This is a genomic window from Pleomorphomonas carboxyditropha (assembly GCF_002770725.1).
Taxonomy (GTDB): domain Bacteria; phylum Pseudomonadota; class Alphaproteobacteria; order Rhizobiales; family Pleomorphomonadaceae; genus Pleomorphomonas; species Pleomorphomonas carboxyditropha.
Genome location: NZ_NQVN01000001.1, coordinates 380,696 through 398,119, shown reverse-complemented (window position 1 = coordinate 398,119; position 17,424 = coordinate 380,696). Strand labels below are relative to the sequence as shown.

Here is a 17,424-nt window from a genome sequence, read left to right as displayed (position 1 = left end):
AGGAGAAGATGGCGACATGGCGCGACTTTCCAAAGACAGGCTATTCCCGGTCGAGGAGCGCTCCCGCGGGCTGGCGCGGGAACTCTACGCCACCACCCGCGACCTGCCGATCATCAGCCCGCACGGCCACACCGATCCCCGCTGGTTCGCCGAGAATGCCCCGTTTCCCGATCCGGCGCGGCTTTTCGTCACCCCCGACCACTATGTCTTCCGTCTGCTGCATTCGCAGGGTGTGCCGCTTGAGGCGCTGGGCGTCGCCCGCGCCGACGGCGGTCCGGTGGAGACGGATTCGCGGCTAGTGTGGCGGCTGTTCGCTCGCCACTTCCACCTGCTGCGCGGCACGCCGTCGTGGCTCTGGCTCAGGCACGCCTTCGAAACGGTGTTCGGCATCGACGAGAGTCTGGCCGAGAGCAACGCCGACGCGGTTTTCGATCACATCGCCGGCTGCCTTGCCCGGCCGGAATTCCGGCCTCGAGCACTCTTCGAGCGCTTCGGCATCGAGGTGCTGGCCACAACCGAAGGGCCGCTCGATGACCTCCGCTGGCACCGGCTGCTGCGGGAGAGCGGCTGGTCCGGCCGGGTGATCACCGCCTACCGGCCGGACGCGGTGGTCGATCCCGATAGCGACGGTTTCGCTGCCAATGTCGAGGCATTCGGGGCGCTCGCCGGTGTCGACGCCACGCGCTGGGACGGATATCTCGACGCCCACCGCATCCGGCGTGCCTACTTCAAGGATTTCGGCGCCACCTCCACCGATCATGGCCATCCGACCGCTCGAACCGAGAATCTGTCCCGCGACGAAGCGGCGGCCCTGTTCGATAAGGCGCTGAGGGGCATTGCCACGGCCGAGGAAGCCGACGCTTTCCGCGGCCACATGCTGACCGAAATGGCGCGCATGAGTCTCGACGACGGCCTTGTCCTGCAACTTCACGCCGGTGCCCTGCGCAACCACTCCACGCCCATGCTCCAAAGATTCGGCCGCGATCGGGGCTACGATCTGCCCTTGCGCACCGACTACGTGCGGGCTCTGCGGCCGCTGCTCGAAGCGGTGGGCGAGCGGGCCGACCTTACCATCATCGTCTTCACGCTCGACGAAAGCACCTATGCCCGCGAACTGGCGCCGCTCGCCGGCGTCTATCCGGCCCTGCGCCTCGGGCCGGCTTGGTGGTTCCACGACAGCCCGGAGGGCATGCGCCGCTATCGCGAGATGACGACCGAGACGGCCGGCTTCTATAATACCGTCGGTTTCAACGACGATACCCGCGCCTTCTGCTCCATCCCGGCCCGGCATGACGTCGCTCGCCGGGTGGACGCCGCCTATCTGGCGACGCTTGTCGCCACCGGCCGCATCGACGACGATGAGGCCTTCGAGATCGCCCACGATCTCGCCTATCGTCTCGCCAAGGCCGCCTACCGCTTGTGACCGCCGAAGCCGACGGCCGGGGGCCGGCGGCGACTGGGACATTCTCGGCGCGAGCCTCAAAAGCCCGGCGACGCGCTGGCGCCGTAAGAATTCATCCATACGACGCTGGAACTGACGCCGGCCGGCCGGTTGGCCCGCAAGGTGGTGCAGGCGCTCGCCCGCCTCATCGACCCGCCTCTCGTCCGCCTCGTGCTCGACGTCACATGCGGCCGTCGAAAGCCGATCTCGCACCCGCCTCCGCGGCTGCCGGCCGCGCCAATGCCTGGACGCCCGGTCCGGACGGCAAGGTCGTCGGCATCGACGACTACCCGGGCGGCCTGCCGGCGCTGTTCGGACGGGGCGTCGAGGGCTTCGAGGCACGCAATGTCAGGATCGAGCGGCCGTCGCCGTTGCCGGTGGGCTGGAACGCCTCGGAAATGCTCCTCTAAAGCATTTCCGAGCGAAGCGGACCCCGGTTCGCGTAAAGAAAATGCGTCTTAACAAGGAGATAGAGCTTTTTCGGTGGGCCTGATTTCATCGAAAAAGCTCTGGCGGCTCAGCAGCGCTGCCGTAACGCGTTCCGAGCATGTCCGGGACGGGCTTTAGCAGATGAGCCGGACAGCGCTTGCAGTCGCTGCTGCCGAAGCGCCGCAGAGCCGGCTGGAATAGGCTCGACCGTAGCAATCGATCGACAATGTCGCATTCCGCCCCCTGAGGGTACGCCAGGGCGAGCAGTCGATCGGCGGCATTCGTCAGCTCGTCGACATGCCAGTGAACCGTCTTTCCCGGTCGAAAGTGGCGTTGGAGCCTCGCCCGAATACCGCCGCTGCCGCGTGCGCTTCCCGCATAAACATACCAGCCCGACAACGAGGCGCTGGCCATGCCGGTGCGCGAGAACCGGACCGGAACCGCCAGATGAAGGATGAGCGCGTAGGCGCCAGGCGCCGCAGCGGCCTCTCCGAGAGTGCCTTTGTCGATTGTCCCGTCGGCGGGCATGAGCTGGTGGACCAGCAGGAGTAATTCGGCCTCGGTCATTTCAGGAAGGCGAGTTCACGGTCGGCGCCGGCGAGGAGTCGCCTGCCGATGGCAGGCCCAGCGTCGTCGCGCTCGTCGCCGAATGCAAGCTGTCAATCGTCGGCCCCGCCAGTTTCCTCAAGCCTCGAATCTCGCTTCCCTCATGCGCGCCTCGATGAAGCGGCGGGCGGCGATCAGTTCGGCCACCGGCTCCTCCGCCTTTTCGGTCCACATCTCCACCAGAAAGGCGCCGCGATAACCTAGCGCCTTCAGCCGGGCGAAGATGCCGCTGAAGTCGACGCAGCCCTCGCCGAAAGCGACGTCGCGGAAGGCGCCGGGATGATCGGCCGTCACCTGGCGCGTATCCTTCAGGTGGATGGCCGCAATCCGGTCGAGCCCGAGCTCGAGCTCGGCTGACACGTCATTGCGCCAGGCGCTGAGATTGCCGACATCCGGGTAGACCGTGAACCAGGGCGAGCGGATGCGCGCCTCCCAGTCCTTCCATTTCCGGATCGAGTTGATGAAGGGCGTATCCATGATCTCGACGGCGAGCATGACCTGCGCCGCCGCGGCTCTCTCCACTGCCCATTGCAGGCCGGCCTCGAAGCGGGCGAGCGTGCCTTCGTCCTGGTCCTCGTAATAAACGTCGTAGCCGGCAAGCTGGACCGTGCGGATGCCGCAGTCGCAGGCCAGGCGGATCGCTTTCTCCATGATGTCGCGCGCGCGTTCGACGACGGCCGGATCATGACTGCCGAAGGGAAAGCGGCGGTGGCCGGACAGGCACATCGACGGCACGGCGATGCCGGTCTCGACGGTGGCGCGCACCAGCGCCAGCCGTTCTTCGTTGCTCCACTCCAGCCGGGCGAGCCGGGCGTCGCTCTCGTCGACGGACATTTCGACAAAGTCGAAGCCGCAGGCCTTGGCGAGCGCCAGCCGCTCCGGCCAGGAGAGGCCCGGCGGCAGCGCCTTCTCGTAGATGCCGAGGGGATGGCGGCGCATGGCCTCAGGCTCCCCAGATGTCGGCGATGGCCTGCTGAAAGCCAATGGCCGCCGCTGCCGGATCGGTCGCGCCATAAAGAGCGCGCCCGGCGATGAACACCTTGGCGGCGATGTCGCGGAAGAGCGGCAGGTCCCCGGCGGCTATCCCGCCGGTCACCGACATTTCGAGGCCGATGTCGGAGAGCGCCTTCAGCCGGTCGAGGTCGTCGCGGCTCCAGGTCTGGCCGGCCGCCTGGGCGTCGCGGCCGCGGTGGAAGACCGCCTGGCGGATGCCGAGCCGGCGCCAGGCGCGGGCGTCGTCGAGCGTCCAATGGCCGAACAGCTCGATCTGCACGTCGCCGCCACGCGCTTCGGCCACGGCGAGCGCCCGCTCCATGGTGGCGAGCGGCGCGGCGCAGACGACGGTCATCCAGTTGGCGCCGGCGTCGAAGGCCAGCTCGGCCAGCGTCTCGCCGGCATCGGCCGCCTTGAAGTCGGCGACCAGCAGGTGGTCGGGATGATCGCGGCGCAGCGCCCGCACCGCATCCATGCCGCAGGCAAGGCAGAGCAGCGTGCCGGCTTCCAGGATGTCGACGTGGCCGGCGAGCCGGCGGGCGGCGGCGAGCGCCGGCTCGAGCGCGGTGAAATCGAGGGCGACTTGCAGGGCGGGACGGGTCATGTGGCGATTCCTGGGGATGGGTTGGCGCGGAGCGCCGCGAGACGCTCTTCGTATCCGGCAAGGGCTGCGATCAGCTCGCGGTAGGCGGCACGCTTGCGGGCATAGGCGGCAAAGCGGGCGGGCACCGGCTCGACGCGCGTCAGCGCCGGCGCGAAGGCTGCCATCGCCGTCCGAAAGTCGGCAAAGGCGCCGGTGCCGACCGCCGCCGCCATGGCGGCGCCGAGGCAGCCGGTCTCCTCGACGGCCGGCAGCTCCAGCGGCAGGCCGGTGGCGTCGGCCAGCATCTGCATCCACACCGCCGAGCGGGCCGGGCCGCCGGTGACGCGCAGCGCCTCGGCGGCGGGAAAGCGGCGGCGCAGCCGGTCGAGATGCTGCAGGAAGCTGAACACCACGCCCTCGTAGACCGCCTGCAACAGGTGGGCGCGGCCGTGCAGCGCCTGCAGGCCATAGAAGCAGGCCTTCATGCCCAGGCCGGCGTTGGAGCCGTAGAGGAAGGGCAGGAACAGCACGTCGCTGGCGGCCGGCGGCAGCGCCGCCACCGCCCGGTCCATGCCGGCATAGTCGCGGTCGGCGAACTGGGCGGCCAGCCATTCGAGGTTGGCGGCCGAGGTGGGGCTGGCGTCGTGGACGATGTAGAGGCCCGGCTCGGCGTGCCGGCCGTAGACGAAGGGAATATCGAGGCTCGGCGCCACTTCGGCGGCGACGCCGGTCGCCACCGACCAGGTGCCGAGCACGGCGTTGATGCGGCTCTCGTCCTCGACCCCGGCGGCGAGGCTGGTGGCGACGACGTCGAACAGGCCGCCGACCACCGGCGTGCCCGCGGCAAGGCCGGTGTCGGCCGCCGCCTGCCGCGTGACGCCGCCGACCACCTCGGCCGAGCCGACGACGGGCGGCAGCGCCGCCATCGCCTCGCCGATGCCGCAGAGATCGGCCAGCGCGCCGTCATAGCGGCCGGTCCGCATGTCGTAGAGGTTGCTTTCGGAGATGTTGGTGATTTCGGCGCCACGCGCGCCGGTCAGGCGGAAGCGCAGGTAGTCGTGCGCCATCATCACCGAGCCGATGCGGCCGTAGATCTCCAGCTGCTCGTCCTTCAGCCAGCGCAACAGCGACACCGGATGACCGGTCCAGAGCGTCTGCAGCGTGCGCGGATAGAGCTTTTCCGGCAGGCCGTCGCGCTGCCAGGCGCGCACCCGGTCGAGCGCCCGCTGGTCCGACGACAGCATGGCCCGACCGAGCGGTCGCCGTTCGCGGTCGAGCAGGAACAGGCCTTTGCCCTGGGCGGAGATGCCGAGGCCGGCGACCTCGGTTGGTGCGATGCCGCTTGTCGCCAGCACGTCGGCAATCACCCGGCAGGTGGCCTGCCACAGCGCGTCCATGTCGCGCTCGGCCCAGCCCGGTCGCTCGGAGAGCACCGGCAGGCCGCGGCGGGCAAGACCGACGATCCGGCCCGCCTCATCGTAGAGGCCGGCTTTCAGGAAGGTGCCGCCGCAGTCGATGCCCAGCCAGACCGGCATCTTCAGCGTCCTTCCAGGAGATGGCCGTATTGCACGCCGCGCGCCGCCAGGCGGATGTGGTAGAGCGAGGTGGTGGCGGTGATGAACAGCTCGTCCTGATCGGGGCCGCCGAAGGTGCAGTTTGAAACGCGCTCGGGCACGGCAATGACGCCGAGGCGGCGGCCGTCGGGGGCGATGACCATCACGCCCGCCTCGAAGCTGCAATAGAGGTTGCCGGCGGCGTCGACCGTGAAGCCGTCGGGAATGCCGAGCTCGACGACGGCGACGACGCGCGGATTGGCGAGGCGCCGGCCGTCGACCACGTCGTAGGCGGCGAGATGGCGGCGGCCCTTGGTCGGAAAGTCGACCACCGACATGTCGGCGACGTAGAGCCGGCGCTCGTCGGGCGAGAAGGCAAGGCCGTTCGGCCGCTGCACGTCGGTGGCGACGGCGTCGACCTCGCCGGTTTCGGGATCGAAGCGGTAGACCCAGCAGCCGATCACCTGGCTTTCCGACCTGAAGCCCTCGGCGTCGCCGGTGATGCCGTAGGGCGGATCGGTGAACCAGATGCTGCCGTCCGACTTGACGGCGACATCGTTGGGCGAATTGAGGCGGCGGCCGTCGAAGCGGTCGACCAGCATGTGCACGCGGCCGTCCGGCTCGGTGCGGGAGACGCCGCGGCGGCCGTGCTCGCAGGTGACGAGGCGGCCGTCGCGGTCGAGGGCATTGCCGTTGGCGAAATTGGACGGATCGCGGAACACGCTCACCACACCGTCACGCGACCAGCGGAACATGCGGTTGCCCTTAACGTCCGAGAAGACCACCGCGTCCTCGGCCGGCAGCCAGACCGGCCCCTCGGCCCAGGCGGCGGGCGAAGCGAGGCGCCTGAGGACGCTGTCGGGCCGCAGGAAGCCGGCCGCGACGCCGTCGGTGGAGGAGAGAAAGGCCGACATGGGTGATCTTCCCGAGCGAAGGGCTTCCGGCGCGGAGAAGTCTTCGCGCCGGACGATGGTGGCTGGCGACGCGCGGCTTACTCGACGCCCCAGATCGCCTTGTAGTGGCCCTGGTAGTCGTTCTGCGGGTCGAAGACATTCTTGTCGCCACCGTCGAAGGCGATGTTGTCCTTGGTGACCAGATGCACCGGCGTCACGTAGCCCGACGGCTCGGCCCCGGCGAAGGCGCGGTTGAACTCGTCGACGATCTGCCAGCCGTGCAGCTTCAGCGGCTCGGGCACCGTCGCCGTCTGGTGGTTGCCGGTACGGATGCGCTGGTAGGAGGTCACCGAGCCGTCGCCGGCCGAGACGTTGAACGGCGCGCCGTCGCCCGCCTTGCCGGCCGTCTGCAGCGACGAGGCCATGAAATCGAAATAGAGGTCGTTGATGGCCAGCGAATACTGGTAGTCGTCGCCGTATTTCTGGATCAGCGAGAAGGTCATCTGCGGCATGCGGTTGGAGGTGTCGGCGAGCGGCGTGTCGATAAACTCGACCACCTTGCAGCCGGCGCACTTCTCGATCACCGCCTTCATGGCGTTCGCCTTGTCGAGGGCGATCTGGTAGAGCGAATCGGTGAAGATGATCGCCTTGGCCGTGCCTTCCGACTTGGCGACGGCATACATGGCCGCTGTCCTGGCGACGTCGTCGCTGTCGGACGTCACGTTGTAGAACACGCCGTATTCGGGGATCGGACCGGGCTTGGGCACGGCGTGCCAGCCGACCAGCACGATGCCTTCCGCCACCGCCTTCTTCAGGGCGATCTTGGCGACGTTGGGGTTCCAGCCGCCGATGACGATGCCGGCCGGCTTCTGGGCGATCGCCTGGTTGAGGGCGGCGAGCTGGTCCTTGACCGAGCCGGCGCCGTCGAGCGTATCCATCTTCCAGCCGGCCGCTTTGACGGCTTCCTCGACGCCCTCCTCGACGCCGAGCACGCCGCCGTTCTTCATGTCGGAGGCGATGTAGACGATGGTCTTGTCCTTGGCGATGGCCGGGCCGGACGTCGGGCCGTCCCAGGCCGACACCGGCGCCGTCGCCTTGGCGACCAGCGCCTTGGCCTCGTCGAGGAAGGCGTCGGCGCGCACCGGCAGCGTGGCGGCGGCGAGCGCGCAGGCGGCCGTCGAGATGAAGAATCCAAGTCGTGTCATGGCGTTTTCTCCCTTTTCCCTTTGGTGAGCGTGAACGGACGGCTCACGCCTTCTTCGTCGAGCCGCGTTGCACGGCCTTCTGGTTCATGAGGCGCCGCCGCTGGGCGTAGCCGGCCAGCGTGATCGACAACAGCAGCGTGGTGCCGTTGAACAGCGGCTCGACCCAGAAGGCGCCGCCGAACTGCTGGATGCCGGCGATGCCGATCGCCAGGATGGCGACGCCGACCACCGTGCCCCAGACGTTGACGCGGCCGGGCCGGATGGTGGTCGAGCCGAGATAGGCGCCGACCAGCGCCGGCAGCATGTAGTCCATGCCGACGCTGGCCTGGCCGACGCCCTGCTCGGCCGCCACCAGCACGCCGGTGAAGCCGGTGATCACCGAGGAGGCGATGAAGGAGCCGATGATGGTGCGCGTCACCGGGATGCCGTTGAGGCCGGCGGCGTTGGGATTGCCGCCGACGGCGTACATGCAGCGGCCGAGCGGCGTGCGCTCGGTGACGAGCCACAGCACGACGGCCAGCGCCAGCACGTAGAAGCCGCCGACCGGAATGCCGGCGATCTCGGTGTGGTGCAGCATCAGGAAGGCGTCGGGCAGGTCGCCGACGATCTGGCGGCCGCCGGAATGCCAGAGGGCGACGGCATAGAGCGTGGTGCCGCTGCCGAGGGTGGCGACGAAGCTGTCGATGTCGGCCACCGCCACCAGGATGCCGTTGAACAGGCCGTAGAGGGCGGCGAGGAGCAGCACGATCAGCACGGCCATCGGCCAGGACAGGCCGTAGGTCACCTGCAGGCTGATGGCCAGAATGTGCCAGAGCACGATGCCGAAGCCGACGTTGAGGTCGATCTTGCCGACGATCATCGGGATGGTGGCGGCGAGCGCCAGGAGCGCCATCTTGGCCTTGCTGGCGACGATGGCCTGCAAGGTCAGCATCGAGGCGAAGGACGGCGTCGTGAGCGAGAACAGCACGATCAACAGGACGCAGAGGATCGGCAGGCCGTAGCGGGTGGCCGCCTGGGTGAGGACCGGCGCGAGGCCGTCGCGCTTCAGGCTGACGCGCTCCTCCAGCGCGGTCGATTTGACAGATGAACTGGCCACCTTGTTCTCCCGGTGTGTCGGATTGCCCGGCCGCGGCGCCCGTCGCCGCCGGCCGCAAATGTCTCAGGCGGCGCCGGCCGCCCTCTCCTCGCCGCCGCCGGCGGCCAGATGCAACAGGTTGCCGAAGGTGACGTCGCCGCCGGTGAGCTCGCCCACCACCTTGCCGCGGTTGAACACCAGGGCGCGGTTGCAGATGTGGGCGATCTCCTCGAAGTCCATCGAGACGACCAGCACGGCGATGCCCTTTTCCAGCGCCGCGTTGAGCAGGTCGTAGATCTCGGCGCGGGCGCCGACGTCGACGCCGGCCGTCGGGTCCTCGAGGATCAGCACCGGCGTGCCGAGCTTCATCCAGCGGGCGATCACCACCTTCTGCTGGTTGCCGCCGGACAGCGCGCTGACATCGATGTCGATCAGGCGGGGCCGCACGTCGAAGCGCTCCACCTCCTCCCAGGCGCTTTTCGCTTCGGCGTGAGTGCCGTAGGGGGCGACCGGCCTGAGGCCGAGGTTGCAGGGGTTGAGGAACAGGTTCTCGCGCACCGACATGGTCATGACGAGGCTCTCGCCGAGCCGGTCGCCGGCCACCAGCGAGATGCCCGCGGCGATCGCCTCGGTGGGGCTGGCCGGCCGGATCGGCCGGCCGTCGAGCTCGATCGAGCCGGCCGCGGCCGTCCGCTTGCCGAACAGGCAGCGGCCGATCTCCTCCTGGCCGGCGCCGCGCAGGCCGACCAGGGCCACCATCTCGCCGCGCTGCAGCGTGAAGGACACCGGCCCGGTGTCGCCGACCGTCAGGCCGTCGACCTTCAGCAGGATGGGAGCGCCGACCGGCAGCGGCCGCCACTTGTCGCCGCGCTTCTCCTCGCCGACGATCAGCCGCACGAGGTCGCGCAACTGGTATTGCGCGGTGGCGCCGCCGGCCACCTGCCGGCCGTCGCGCATGACGCAGACCTCGTCGGCGATCTCCACCACCTCGTCGAGGCGGTGGGTGACGTAGATCATGCCGACGCGCTTGTCGCGCAGGCGGTTCAGCACCTCGAACAGATGCTTGACGTCGTCGGCCGGCAGCGAGGCGGTCGGCTCGTCGAGCACCAGCACCTCGGCGTCGACGGCGACGGCGCGGGCGATGGCCAAGAGCGACTTCTCGGTGCGCGACAGCTCGAAGACGCGGGCGTCGGGGTCGATGTCGGTGCCGACGAAGTTGAGCGCCGCCTCGGCGCGCCGGCGCACGCCGGCCGCGTCGATCAGGCCGAAGCGGCGGGGGAAGCCCATGGTGAAGGCCATGTTCTCGGCCACCGTCATCCAGTCGATCAGGCCGAGGTCCTGGTGGATGAAGGCGATCGGCTGGCTGCCGCGCCGGCCGACGGCGGCGGCCGAGGCGATTTCCTGGCCATGATAGCGGATGGTGCCGCCGTCGCGCTTGTAGACGCCGGCCAGGATCTTGATCAGCGTCGACTTGCCGGCGCCGTTCTCGCCGAGGAGGGCCAGGATCTTGCCGGGCTTGACGTCGATGCTCACCCGGTCGACGGCGGCGACGCGGCCGAAGGTCTTGACGATGCCCGCCATCGACAGGATCGGCGCATCGGCCTCTGGCGCAATTGAGCTGGACTTCATCGAAATCTCCCCCTCCCCGCCGCCGTCAGAGGGCGCGGATGGTCTCCCAGACGCGCTCGTCCACCGGAATGCCGTTCGCGACATTCCGGGCCTTCAGATGCGGAAACTCGTGGCCCGGCAGGCGGATGGCCTCGGCGGGGTCGGAGCGCTCGGCGGTCAGCACATAGTCGCAGATGCGCCTCAGCTTCTCGTCGCGCGTGCCGCGGTCGATCAGCCGGTCGACCTCGACGGCGACGAACACCTGCGACACGTTGTATTCGTCGTCCATCTCCTCCGTCACCTCGGCCACCGACAGGCCGCCGGAGAGCAGCGTGGCGATCATGTCGAGCACGATGGAGAGGCCCGAGCCCTTCCAGTAGCCCATCGGCAGGATGCGGCGGTTCTTCTCGACGATGGCCGGGTCGCGGGTCAGCCGGCCGTCGTCGTCGAAGCCGCCGTCGACCGGCAATTGACGGCCGGCCAGCCGGTTCACCTCCAGCATGCCGTAGGAAAACATCGACATCGACATGTCGACCATGGTCACCGGCTCGCCGGGCACGGCGACAATCAGCGGGTTGGTGCCGATGCGGCACTCCTTAGCGCCCCAGGGCGGCATGACGGCGATGGAATTGGTCCAGCAGATGCCGATATAGCCCTTCTCGGCCGCCTGATAGCCGTAGGAGCCGCCGCGCATCCAGTGGTTGGCGTTGCGGAGTGCAACGAGGCCGATACCGTGCTCGGCGGCCAGCGCGATCGCCCGTTCCATCATGGCGGTGGCCGTCAGGTTGCCGATGGCGCGGCAGGCGTCCCACTGCTCGATGGCACCGAGCGACAGGAGTTTCTTCGGCTCGGCGTCGACGCGGACGTGGCCGGCGCGGATCTGCTGGACGAAGCGCGGGAAGCGGTTGACGCCGTGCGAATAGACGCCGGTCTCGGTGGTGTCGGCGAACAGCCCGGCGCAGGCGTCGGCCTTGTCGGGCGCAAGACCGGAGGCAAGGAGGACGCGCCGGAACTCGGCCTTCAGGTCCTGATGGGTGAGATGCAGCATGGCTTTCCTTCCGGGCAATCCGTTTTCGTTCAGGGCTCAGCCGGCGGCCGGCGGCCAGTCGCCGGCGAGCGTGGTCCAGGGCAGCTTGCCGACCAGCTTGCGGACACGGGCCGGCCGGTGAAGCGCCACGCCGGGCAGATGGATATCGTCGGGGGCGAAGACGAAGACGTCGCCGGCGGTGAAGGCGTGCCAGGCGAGCACCGGACCGGGTACGTGGTAGGCGACGTCGCCCGCCGCGTCGTAGGCGGCATCGGGATCGCCGGCGAGCGCCGCCCAACCCACCTGCTCGGCCCCCTCCAGCATCACCTGCACGTCGCAATAGCGGCGGTGGCTCTCGGCGCGCAGCGCCTCGGCCGGCTGCGTCGCGTAGTCGTTGACCATCAGGAAGGCGTCGCCGTCGAGGTCGCGGCGGCCGGCCGGCGCCTGCCGCAGCGCCGGATCGGCGAGCCGCTCCAGCATATGCCGCAAGGCGGCCGGCAGCCCGGCCCGCCAGGCCGCGTCGTCCATCGAACCCTTGAGCACGCCGTCCTCCCGTCGCCCTCAACATTTCGTATTTCAAAATGTCGTTCTGCATTTTGGTATATGCTGGACTCCGGCTTTGTCAATGCCGTAGTTTCCTGAAGGCGCCGGCACCCATTTGACGGCGCCCTTCGCCGGGACTAATCCATCGGCGGAACGCCAGAGGCGACGCGGGAGACGGGTGAATGTCCGAGATGGAGAATGCGCCGGGCCAGGAGCCGCCGGCCGGCAGCCAGAGCCTGCTGCGTGGCCTTCAGCTCGTCGAGATCCTCAGCAACTTCCCCAACGGCTGCCCGCTCGCCAAGCTGTCGGAGCTGGCCGGGCTCAACAAGAGCACGACGCACCGCCTGCTGCAGGGCCTCGAAAGCGCCGGCTACGTGACGCGGGCGCCGTCGCCCGGCAGCTACCGGCTGACCACCAAGTTCGTGGCCATCGGCCAGAAGACGCTGTCGTCGCTCAACATCATCCACGTGGCGGCGCCGCATCTCGAGGCGCTCAACCTCGACGTCGGCGAGACGATCAACTTCTCGACGCGCGAGGACGACCACGCCATCATGATCTACAAGCTGGAGCCGACGGTGGGGATGATCCGCACCCGCACCTATATCGGCCAGCACCTGCCGCTGTTCTGCTCGGCCATGGGCAAGATCTTCCTCGCCCACGACAAGCCGGCCAATTTCGAGGCCTACTGGCAGAGCCACCGGAGCGGCATCGTCAAGCTGACGGCCAACACCATCGTCGACCACGCCGACATGCTCCACGAGCTCGCCGCCATCCGCGCCGACAACTATGCGCTCGATCGCGAGGAGAACGAGCTCGGCGTCTCCTGCGTGGCGGCGCCGGTGTTCGACATCCAAGGCCGCGTGCCCTATGCGGCGTCGATCTCGCTGTCGACGGCGCGTTTAGAAAAGATCGGGCTCGCCAGCCTGCTCGGCCCGCTCAAGGAAACGGCCAGGCGGATATCGGCGGAACTGGGTGCGCAATTGTAAGCGCGGCGAAGGCCATCGCGATCGGGGAGATGACGCAACGCCCGGCATCGCCTCTCGATTTCCTTCCGCTGATCGCCCCTGTCGGCCGTCCGGTTCGCCGGCCTCCATTTCAATAGGTTGGAGTGCGGGCCTTCAGGCTGTCTTCAAGCGTTTGGATTTCCGGCCCCAAATGCTTGCCGCGATAGACGACCGAGGTCTCGTGACGGGCAAATTCGCCGGTCCGGTGGGCGCTGAACCAGTTGAACGAGCCGACCGCAAGCAAGGAGTCGTCCGCCCATACCAGCTTGCTGTGAAGTTGCTGGACGGCGTGGAGCGTTGCGCCGATCCCGGTCAATGCCTCATCGGCTTCGGCGAACATGTCCTGTCCGGCCTTGTTGCGATCACGGGTCAGGCGGGGATCGGCGTAGATATCCACCTCGACGCCCCGGGCGCGGGCTGTGGCGATGGCGCCGATGAATCCGACCTCCTTCATCGTCGCAATGTTGATCCACGGGGAGACAATGCAAAGCCTGCGCCGGGCGTTCGCAAATTCCTTCAAAAGAAAGGCGTCATGCTCCGCCGCATCGCGCAAGGATTCGAGCGTGCGCGTCCCTCTGGAAAGATCGGTTCGAGATGGCACTTCGAAGGCCATCTCGTTGGCGCTATCCTTGGAAAGGAAGCTCGCAAGGACGGATCGCGGGCTGCCCGGAGGGGCGGAAGCCAGCGTATCCATGTCTCCAAAGACGAGAAAGGCATCTTTCGCGCGCGAGACCGCCACGTTGAGCATGCTGGGCGAGAGGTCGATGAAACCGCCGTCGGCATGTTTGGAGTAGACGGGCGAGAAAATGACCACCGGGCGTTCGGCGCCCTGCAGCGCGTGCACGGTGCCGACAGTCATGCCTTGCCGTCCGACGTCAATGCCGAGAGCCGCGCAGGCATTGCGGATTTCGCGAACCTGGCGGCCAAAAGGCGTGACGATTCCGACAATGTCTTCCAGCCGCTTGCCATATCGTGCTTTCAACTGGCCGGCATTGGCGGCAAGCCAGGCGGCAATGGTTTGCGCCTCCAGCGGATTGAACCGGCTGCCGCCCGCCGATATCGCCATGCCGTCGATATGGAGATATCCCATCGGCCGCAGCGTGCAGTCCTTCGCCGGGCCGCGCATCGGCTGCAGGGTTCCCTTGTAGCAAAGGTCGTTGCAGAAGCTGATGATTTCGTCGTAGCAGCGCCGGTGCTCGAAGAGATAGAGGCCCCGCTCCAGCTCCGGATAGGGATAGAAGCGGCAGGCCGACTGCGCGAGCCGAATGGTGCTTCCACCGCGCGACGTAAGGCCGACCTTATCGAGAGCCTGCAGCGCCTGCCGGCCGCCGCCGGGCGGCAGAAGTCCCGCCTCGATCAGATTTCCGGTATCGACGGCGGCGGTCAGCGTGGAAATTGGCTCGATCTGCTGGGTGTCACCGATCACCAGCGCTCGTTTCGCCAGAGCAAACGAGGGACCCGCGACCTCCGGCAGCACCTGCCCGGCCTCGTCGACGATCAGCAGGTCGATATGATTGAATAGATATTCCGTGCGATAGCTGCCCGACGCATTGTCACGACAGGTCATTTTTCGCGGCAAAGTCGCGAAGGTGGAAACGGCGCACGGCGTCAGCATCATCCGACGACACCACATCGGTTCGACCATGCTGCGGTCGTTGCCGCCGCGCCCGCTTTGCTGCACCCGCTGGAGCGCCGGCAATGCCTTCTCCATTTCCAGCAGCCAGCGCCCTTCCCAGTAATGGGTCGCGAGCAGGAAAAGGCGGAAACGCACGGAACGATCGGCCGCGCGATCGAACTCCCGGAGATCGGCGCCGTCCGAGTTTGGGAGAAGAGCCGCCGCCAGCGCGCGCCATGCCCTTTCCAGCAGCCTTTGTTCTGCCAAGGCGCGTTCCGCCTGATCGCAAGCTTTCGCAGCCTCATTGGCTCGCGCCGCAATATCGCTCGAACAGGTCTTCAGCCGGTTGTCGATGGCATCGACCCGGCCGGCCGCGGCAAGGTCATCGGGCGCACCCGCTTCGCGCAGGAACAGCCGTGCTCGCAGAGCCCGCTTTTTCGCAACCGGCGGCAGAAAGCCGAACAGCGAAAGCAGCATCGGTTCGGCCGCCAGCCAACCTTCCCATTTGTGCAGGAGCGCGTCGGCTTCGGCCTTTTCGGCTGTGCCGCGCTTCATCGCATCGCGGCGTCTTGCAAAGGCGGCTTCCGGATCATCCCCGAGGAGCCGGCGGACAGCGTTTTCTGCTCCGCGGTACTTCGCGTAAGCCTCATCGGCCCGAACGAGCAAAGCGCTTTCCTCTCGCAGGCGCTGCCGCAGGGCAGCGACGACAGCCGTCACATTCACCTGCTTCAGGTGCGGCAAGGCGTTCCGAGCCGCCTCGAGATAGGCCGCGCCGGCGCGGCTCACATATTCCGGCGTTTCAAGTTTATGGAAAAAGCGCTCGGTCTGATATTTTGCCGAGGCTTCCGCTTCCCTGCTGGCTGCCGCGAGGAACAGTCCAAAGCTCTTGATATCCGGCAGCCAGCGCCCTGCAAACGGACCTTCACCTCGGCCGAAGTCCTTGCCGAAGGCGTCGATGATGTTCGTGACCGCCTGATTGTTGGTGGAGGCCGCGACGATCACGGGCGGATTGTCCTGCTCCAGCGCGGAGCGCACCCATTCCCCGGCGATTGCCGACAGGAGCATCGTCGTCTTTCCGGTACCCGGAGGGCCGTTCACGGCAAGGATGTCGCCGTCCCGCGCCACCGCCAGATGTGCAAGCACTTCGCGCTGATGGTCCGCGATGGGAAACTCGTCGCTGGAATGGCCGAGACGTTCCGCCAGTGGGAAGGGGGCCTGGCGCACGGCTTCGATATCGCAGGGGGTCTTGCGTGCGAAATTCGCCAGAAGCGGGCTCTCCGGCTGCTCGTGGATCAACGTGTCGAGCAAGGACAGGATATGCCTCACCGTATCGGCCGCCTCGGTCGCGGGTCGAATCAGCCCATGCCCCACGATCTGGTATTCCGGGTCCGAAGCCGGCCAGTTACCGCCGACTTCGGCCATCATCCGTTGCCAGTGGTCCCGATAGTTCTGCCAAAGATCCGGATCTTCCTCCTTGAGCGGAAAGGGCCGGGCCGTCAGAAAGCTGTCGAGGTCGGCGACGCGTCCGACCGAGAAGGCGCCATGCGCCAGCGGATCGAGAATATCCCGCGCAATGACGCTCTGATTGGGAATGATCCGGCCTTCGCGCGTGACCTGCGCTTCGGTCACGATCGGAGTGACCTCCAGCGGGAGGCCGTCAGCGCGCGATCTGGCATGCCGACTCTGCCGGCGCACATGGAGGGGGCGGTAGCTGACGGCGATGCGCCGCACATGCTCCGGTACCCCGGCAAACAGCCAATCGACGGCCTCTCGGCCAAGAACACCAGTCTCGGCTTCCTCGCGCGACAGGCTGCGAAATTCCTCGACCATCCTGCCCGTCAGGCAGGCGTCTCCGATCGCACTGTCGGCGACCGCCGATCGCCAATATTTCAGAATGGCGAGATCCGTCATGGATTTGACCTACCGAACGACCACTATGGGACGCGTTGCCGACCCTGTCGAGGCCGCAGGCGGACCGACAGCTTCTAGCACTGCTTCGGCAGAATATCAGCGGCCGGGCAGCATTTGCAGTGCGGGCATCGTGCCGGCGGCCGGCGCCCCGACAGGCCGGAACCGGCTTCCTCAGATCAGTTGCAGCCCCCTCAGGCTGGCATGGCCGTCGCGGCCGATGATGATGTGATCGTGCACGGTGATGCCGAGCGGCGTGGCGGCGTCGATCACCTGCTTGGTCATGGTGACGTCGGCCCGTGACGGTGCTGGATCGCCGGAGGGATGGTTGTGGACGAGAACCAATGCCGTGGCAGCGAGCTCCAGCGCCCGCTTCACCACCTCGCGCGGGTAGACCGGCGTGTGGTCGACCGTGCCCGTCTGCTGCACCTCGTCGGCGATCATCCGGTTCTTCTTGTCGAGGAACAGCACGCGGAACTGCTCGCGGTCCTCGTAGGCCATGGCGGTGCGGCAATAGTCGATCACCGCCGGCCAGGACGACAGGACCGGCCGCTTCACCACGCCCGACCGGGCGATGCGGCGCGACGCGGCATGCACCACCTTGAAGTCGAGAATGGTCGCCTCGCCGATGCCCTTCATCGTCCTGAGGCGCGCTTTCGAGGCGCCGATTACCTCGGCGAAAGAGCCGAAGGCGGCCAGCAGCTCCTTGGCGAGCGGCTTGACGTCCTGGCGCGGGATCGACCGGAACAGGATCAGCTCCAGGAGCTCGTAGTCGGCGATCGCCTCGTCACCGCCGGTGCGGAAGCGCTCGCGCAGCCGTTCGCGGTGGCCGGTGTAATGCGGCGGGTTGACCTTGCCGTCCTGAAAGTCGCCCATGTTCGATTCCGTGTGGAGCAAGCGCAGCCTAGCAGATTTGGCGGCAAGGCATACTGACAGCATCG

15 protein-coding genes are annotated in these 17,424 nt (G+C 67.6%); 3 read left to right on the top strand and 12 right to left on the bottom strand.

What is annotated here, in order from left to right:
* Positions 1-16 precede the first annotated feature (16 nt).
* Both uxaC and CJ014_RS01870 read left to right on the top strand, forming a co-directional pair.
* Positions 17-1,423 carry a glucuronate isomerase gene (uxaC, locus tag CJ014_RS01875; protein WP_100078812.1) on the top strand — a complete coding sequence of 469 codons (1,407 nt, stop codon included), beginning with the start codon at positions 17-19 and terminating at the stop codon, positions 1,421-1,423.
* 203 nt (positions 1,424-1,626) lie between these two features.
* Positions 1,627-1,851 carry a hypothetical protein gene (locus tag CJ014_RS01870; protein ID WP_100078811.1) on the top strand — a complete coding sequence of 75 codons (225 nt, stop codon included), beginning with the start codon at positions 1,627-1,629 and terminating at the stop codon, positions 1,849-1,851.
* An 85-nt stretch (positions 1,852-1,936) separates the two neighbouring features.
* Here the strand turns inward: CJ014_RS01870 and CJ014_RS01865 are convergent, their stop codons facing one another.
* The 10 genes from CJ014_RS01865 to CJ014_RS01820 all read right to left on the bottom strand — a co-directional run bounded on the left by CJ014_RS01865 (position 1,937) and on the right by CJ014_RS01820 (position 11,956).
* Positions 1,937-2,437 (bottom strand): GIY-YIG nuclease family protein, encoded by a 501-nt coding sequence (locus CJ014_RS01865; protein ID WP_245426974.1) that lies wholly within the window; start codon positions 2,435-2,437, stop codon positions 1,937-1,939.
* A gap of 117 nt (positions 2,438-2,554) precedes the next feature.
* On the bottom strand, positions 2,555-3,415 hold the full coding sequence (locus CJ014_RS01860) for an L-ribulose-5-phosphate 3-epimerase (protein WP_100078810.1): 861 nt from the start codon (positions 3,413-3,415) through the stop codon (positions 2,555-2,557).
* Between the two features lie 4 nt (positions 3,416-3,419).
* Positions 3,420-4,073 carry a 3-keto-L-gulonate-6-phosphate decarboxylase UlaD gene (gene ulaD, locus CJ014_RS01855; protein WP_100078809.1) on the bottom strand — a complete coding sequence of 218 codons (654 nt, stop codon included), beginning with the start codon at positions 4,071-4,073 and terminating at the stop codon, positions 3,420-3,422.
* Positions 4,070-5,587, bottom strand: a complete 1,518-nt coding sequence (locus tag CJ014_RS01850) for an FGGY-family carbohydrate kinase (RefSeq protein ID WP_100078808.1) — start codon at positions 5,585-5,587, stop codon at positions 4,070-4,072. The genes ulaD and CJ014_RS01850 overlap by 4 nt, the downstream gene beginning before the upstream one ends.
* Positions 5,588-5,589: 2 nt before the next feature.
* Positions 5,590-6,519 carry an SMP-30/gluconolactonase/LRE family protein gene (locus tag CJ014_RS01845; protein WP_100078807.1) on the bottom strand — a complete coding sequence of 310 codons (930 nt, stop codon included), beginning with the start codon at positions 6,517-6,519 and terminating at the stop codon, positions 5,590-5,592.
* Between the two features lie 77 nt (positions 6,520-6,596).
* Positions 6,597-7,703 (bottom strand): ABC transporter substrate-binding protein, encoded by a 1,107-nt coding sequence (locus CJ014_RS01840; RefSeq protein ID WP_100078806.1) that lies wholly within the window; start codon positions 7,701-7,703, stop codon positions 6,597-6,599.
* Positions 7,704-7,746: 43 nt separating this feature from the next.
* Positions 7,747-8,799, bottom strand: a complete 1,053-nt coding sequence (locus CJ014_RS01835) for an ABC transporter permease (protein ID WP_100078805.1) — start codon at positions 8,797-8,799, stop codon at positions 7,747-7,749.
* 63 nt (positions 8,800-8,862) lie between these two features.
* On the bottom strand, positions 8,863-10,407 hold the full coding sequence (locus tag CJ014_RS01830) for a sugar ABC transporter ATP-binding protein (RefSeq protein ID WP_425351884.1): 1,545 nt from the start codon (positions 10,405-10,407) through the stop codon (positions 8,863-8,865).
* 25 nt (positions 10,408-10,432) lie between these two features.
* Positions 10,433-11,434, bottom strand: a complete 1,002-nt coding sequence (yiaK, locus tag CJ014_RS01825; protein WP_207765643.1) for a 3-dehydro-L-gulonate 2-dehydrogenase — start codon at positions 11,432-11,434, stop codon at positions 10,433-10,435.
* A gap of 36 nt (positions 11,435-11,470) precedes the next feature.
* Entirely contained in the window at positions 11,471-11,956 is a 486-nt protein-coding gene (locus CJ014_RS01820; protein ID WP_100078804.1) for a NanQ anomerase/TabA/YiaL family protein, read from the bottom strand.
* Positions 11,957-12,138: 182 nt separating this feature from the next.
* On the opposite strand from CJ014_RS01820, the gene CJ014_RS01815 reads away from it, so the two are divergent.
* Complete coding sequence (locus tag CJ014_RS01815; protein ID WP_100078803.1) at positions 12,139-12,942, top strand: IclR family transcriptional regulator; 804 nt, start codon at positions 12,139-12,141, stop codon at positions 12,940-12,942.
* 109 nt (positions 12,943-13,051) lie between these two features.
* Here the strand turns inward: CJ014_RS01815 and CJ014_RS01810 are convergent, their stop codons facing one another.
* Together CJ014_RS01810 and radC are read right to left on the bottom strand one after the other, a co-directional pair.
* The gene (locus CJ014_RS01810) at positions 13,052-16,486 is read right to left on the bottom strand and encodes an AAA domain-containing protein (RefSeq protein WP_100078802.1); all 3,435 of its coding nucleotides are present in this window, start codon (positions 16,484-16,486) and stop codon (positions 13,052-13,054) included.
* Positions 16,487-16,657: 171 nt separating this feature from the next.
* Positions 16,658-17,359, bottom strand: a complete 702-nt coding sequence (gene radC, locus CJ014_RS01805; protein ID WP_100078801.1) for a RadC family protein — start codon at positions 17,357-17,359, stop codon at positions 16,658-16,660.
* Between the last annotated feature and the right edge of the window lie 65 nt (positions 17,360-17,424).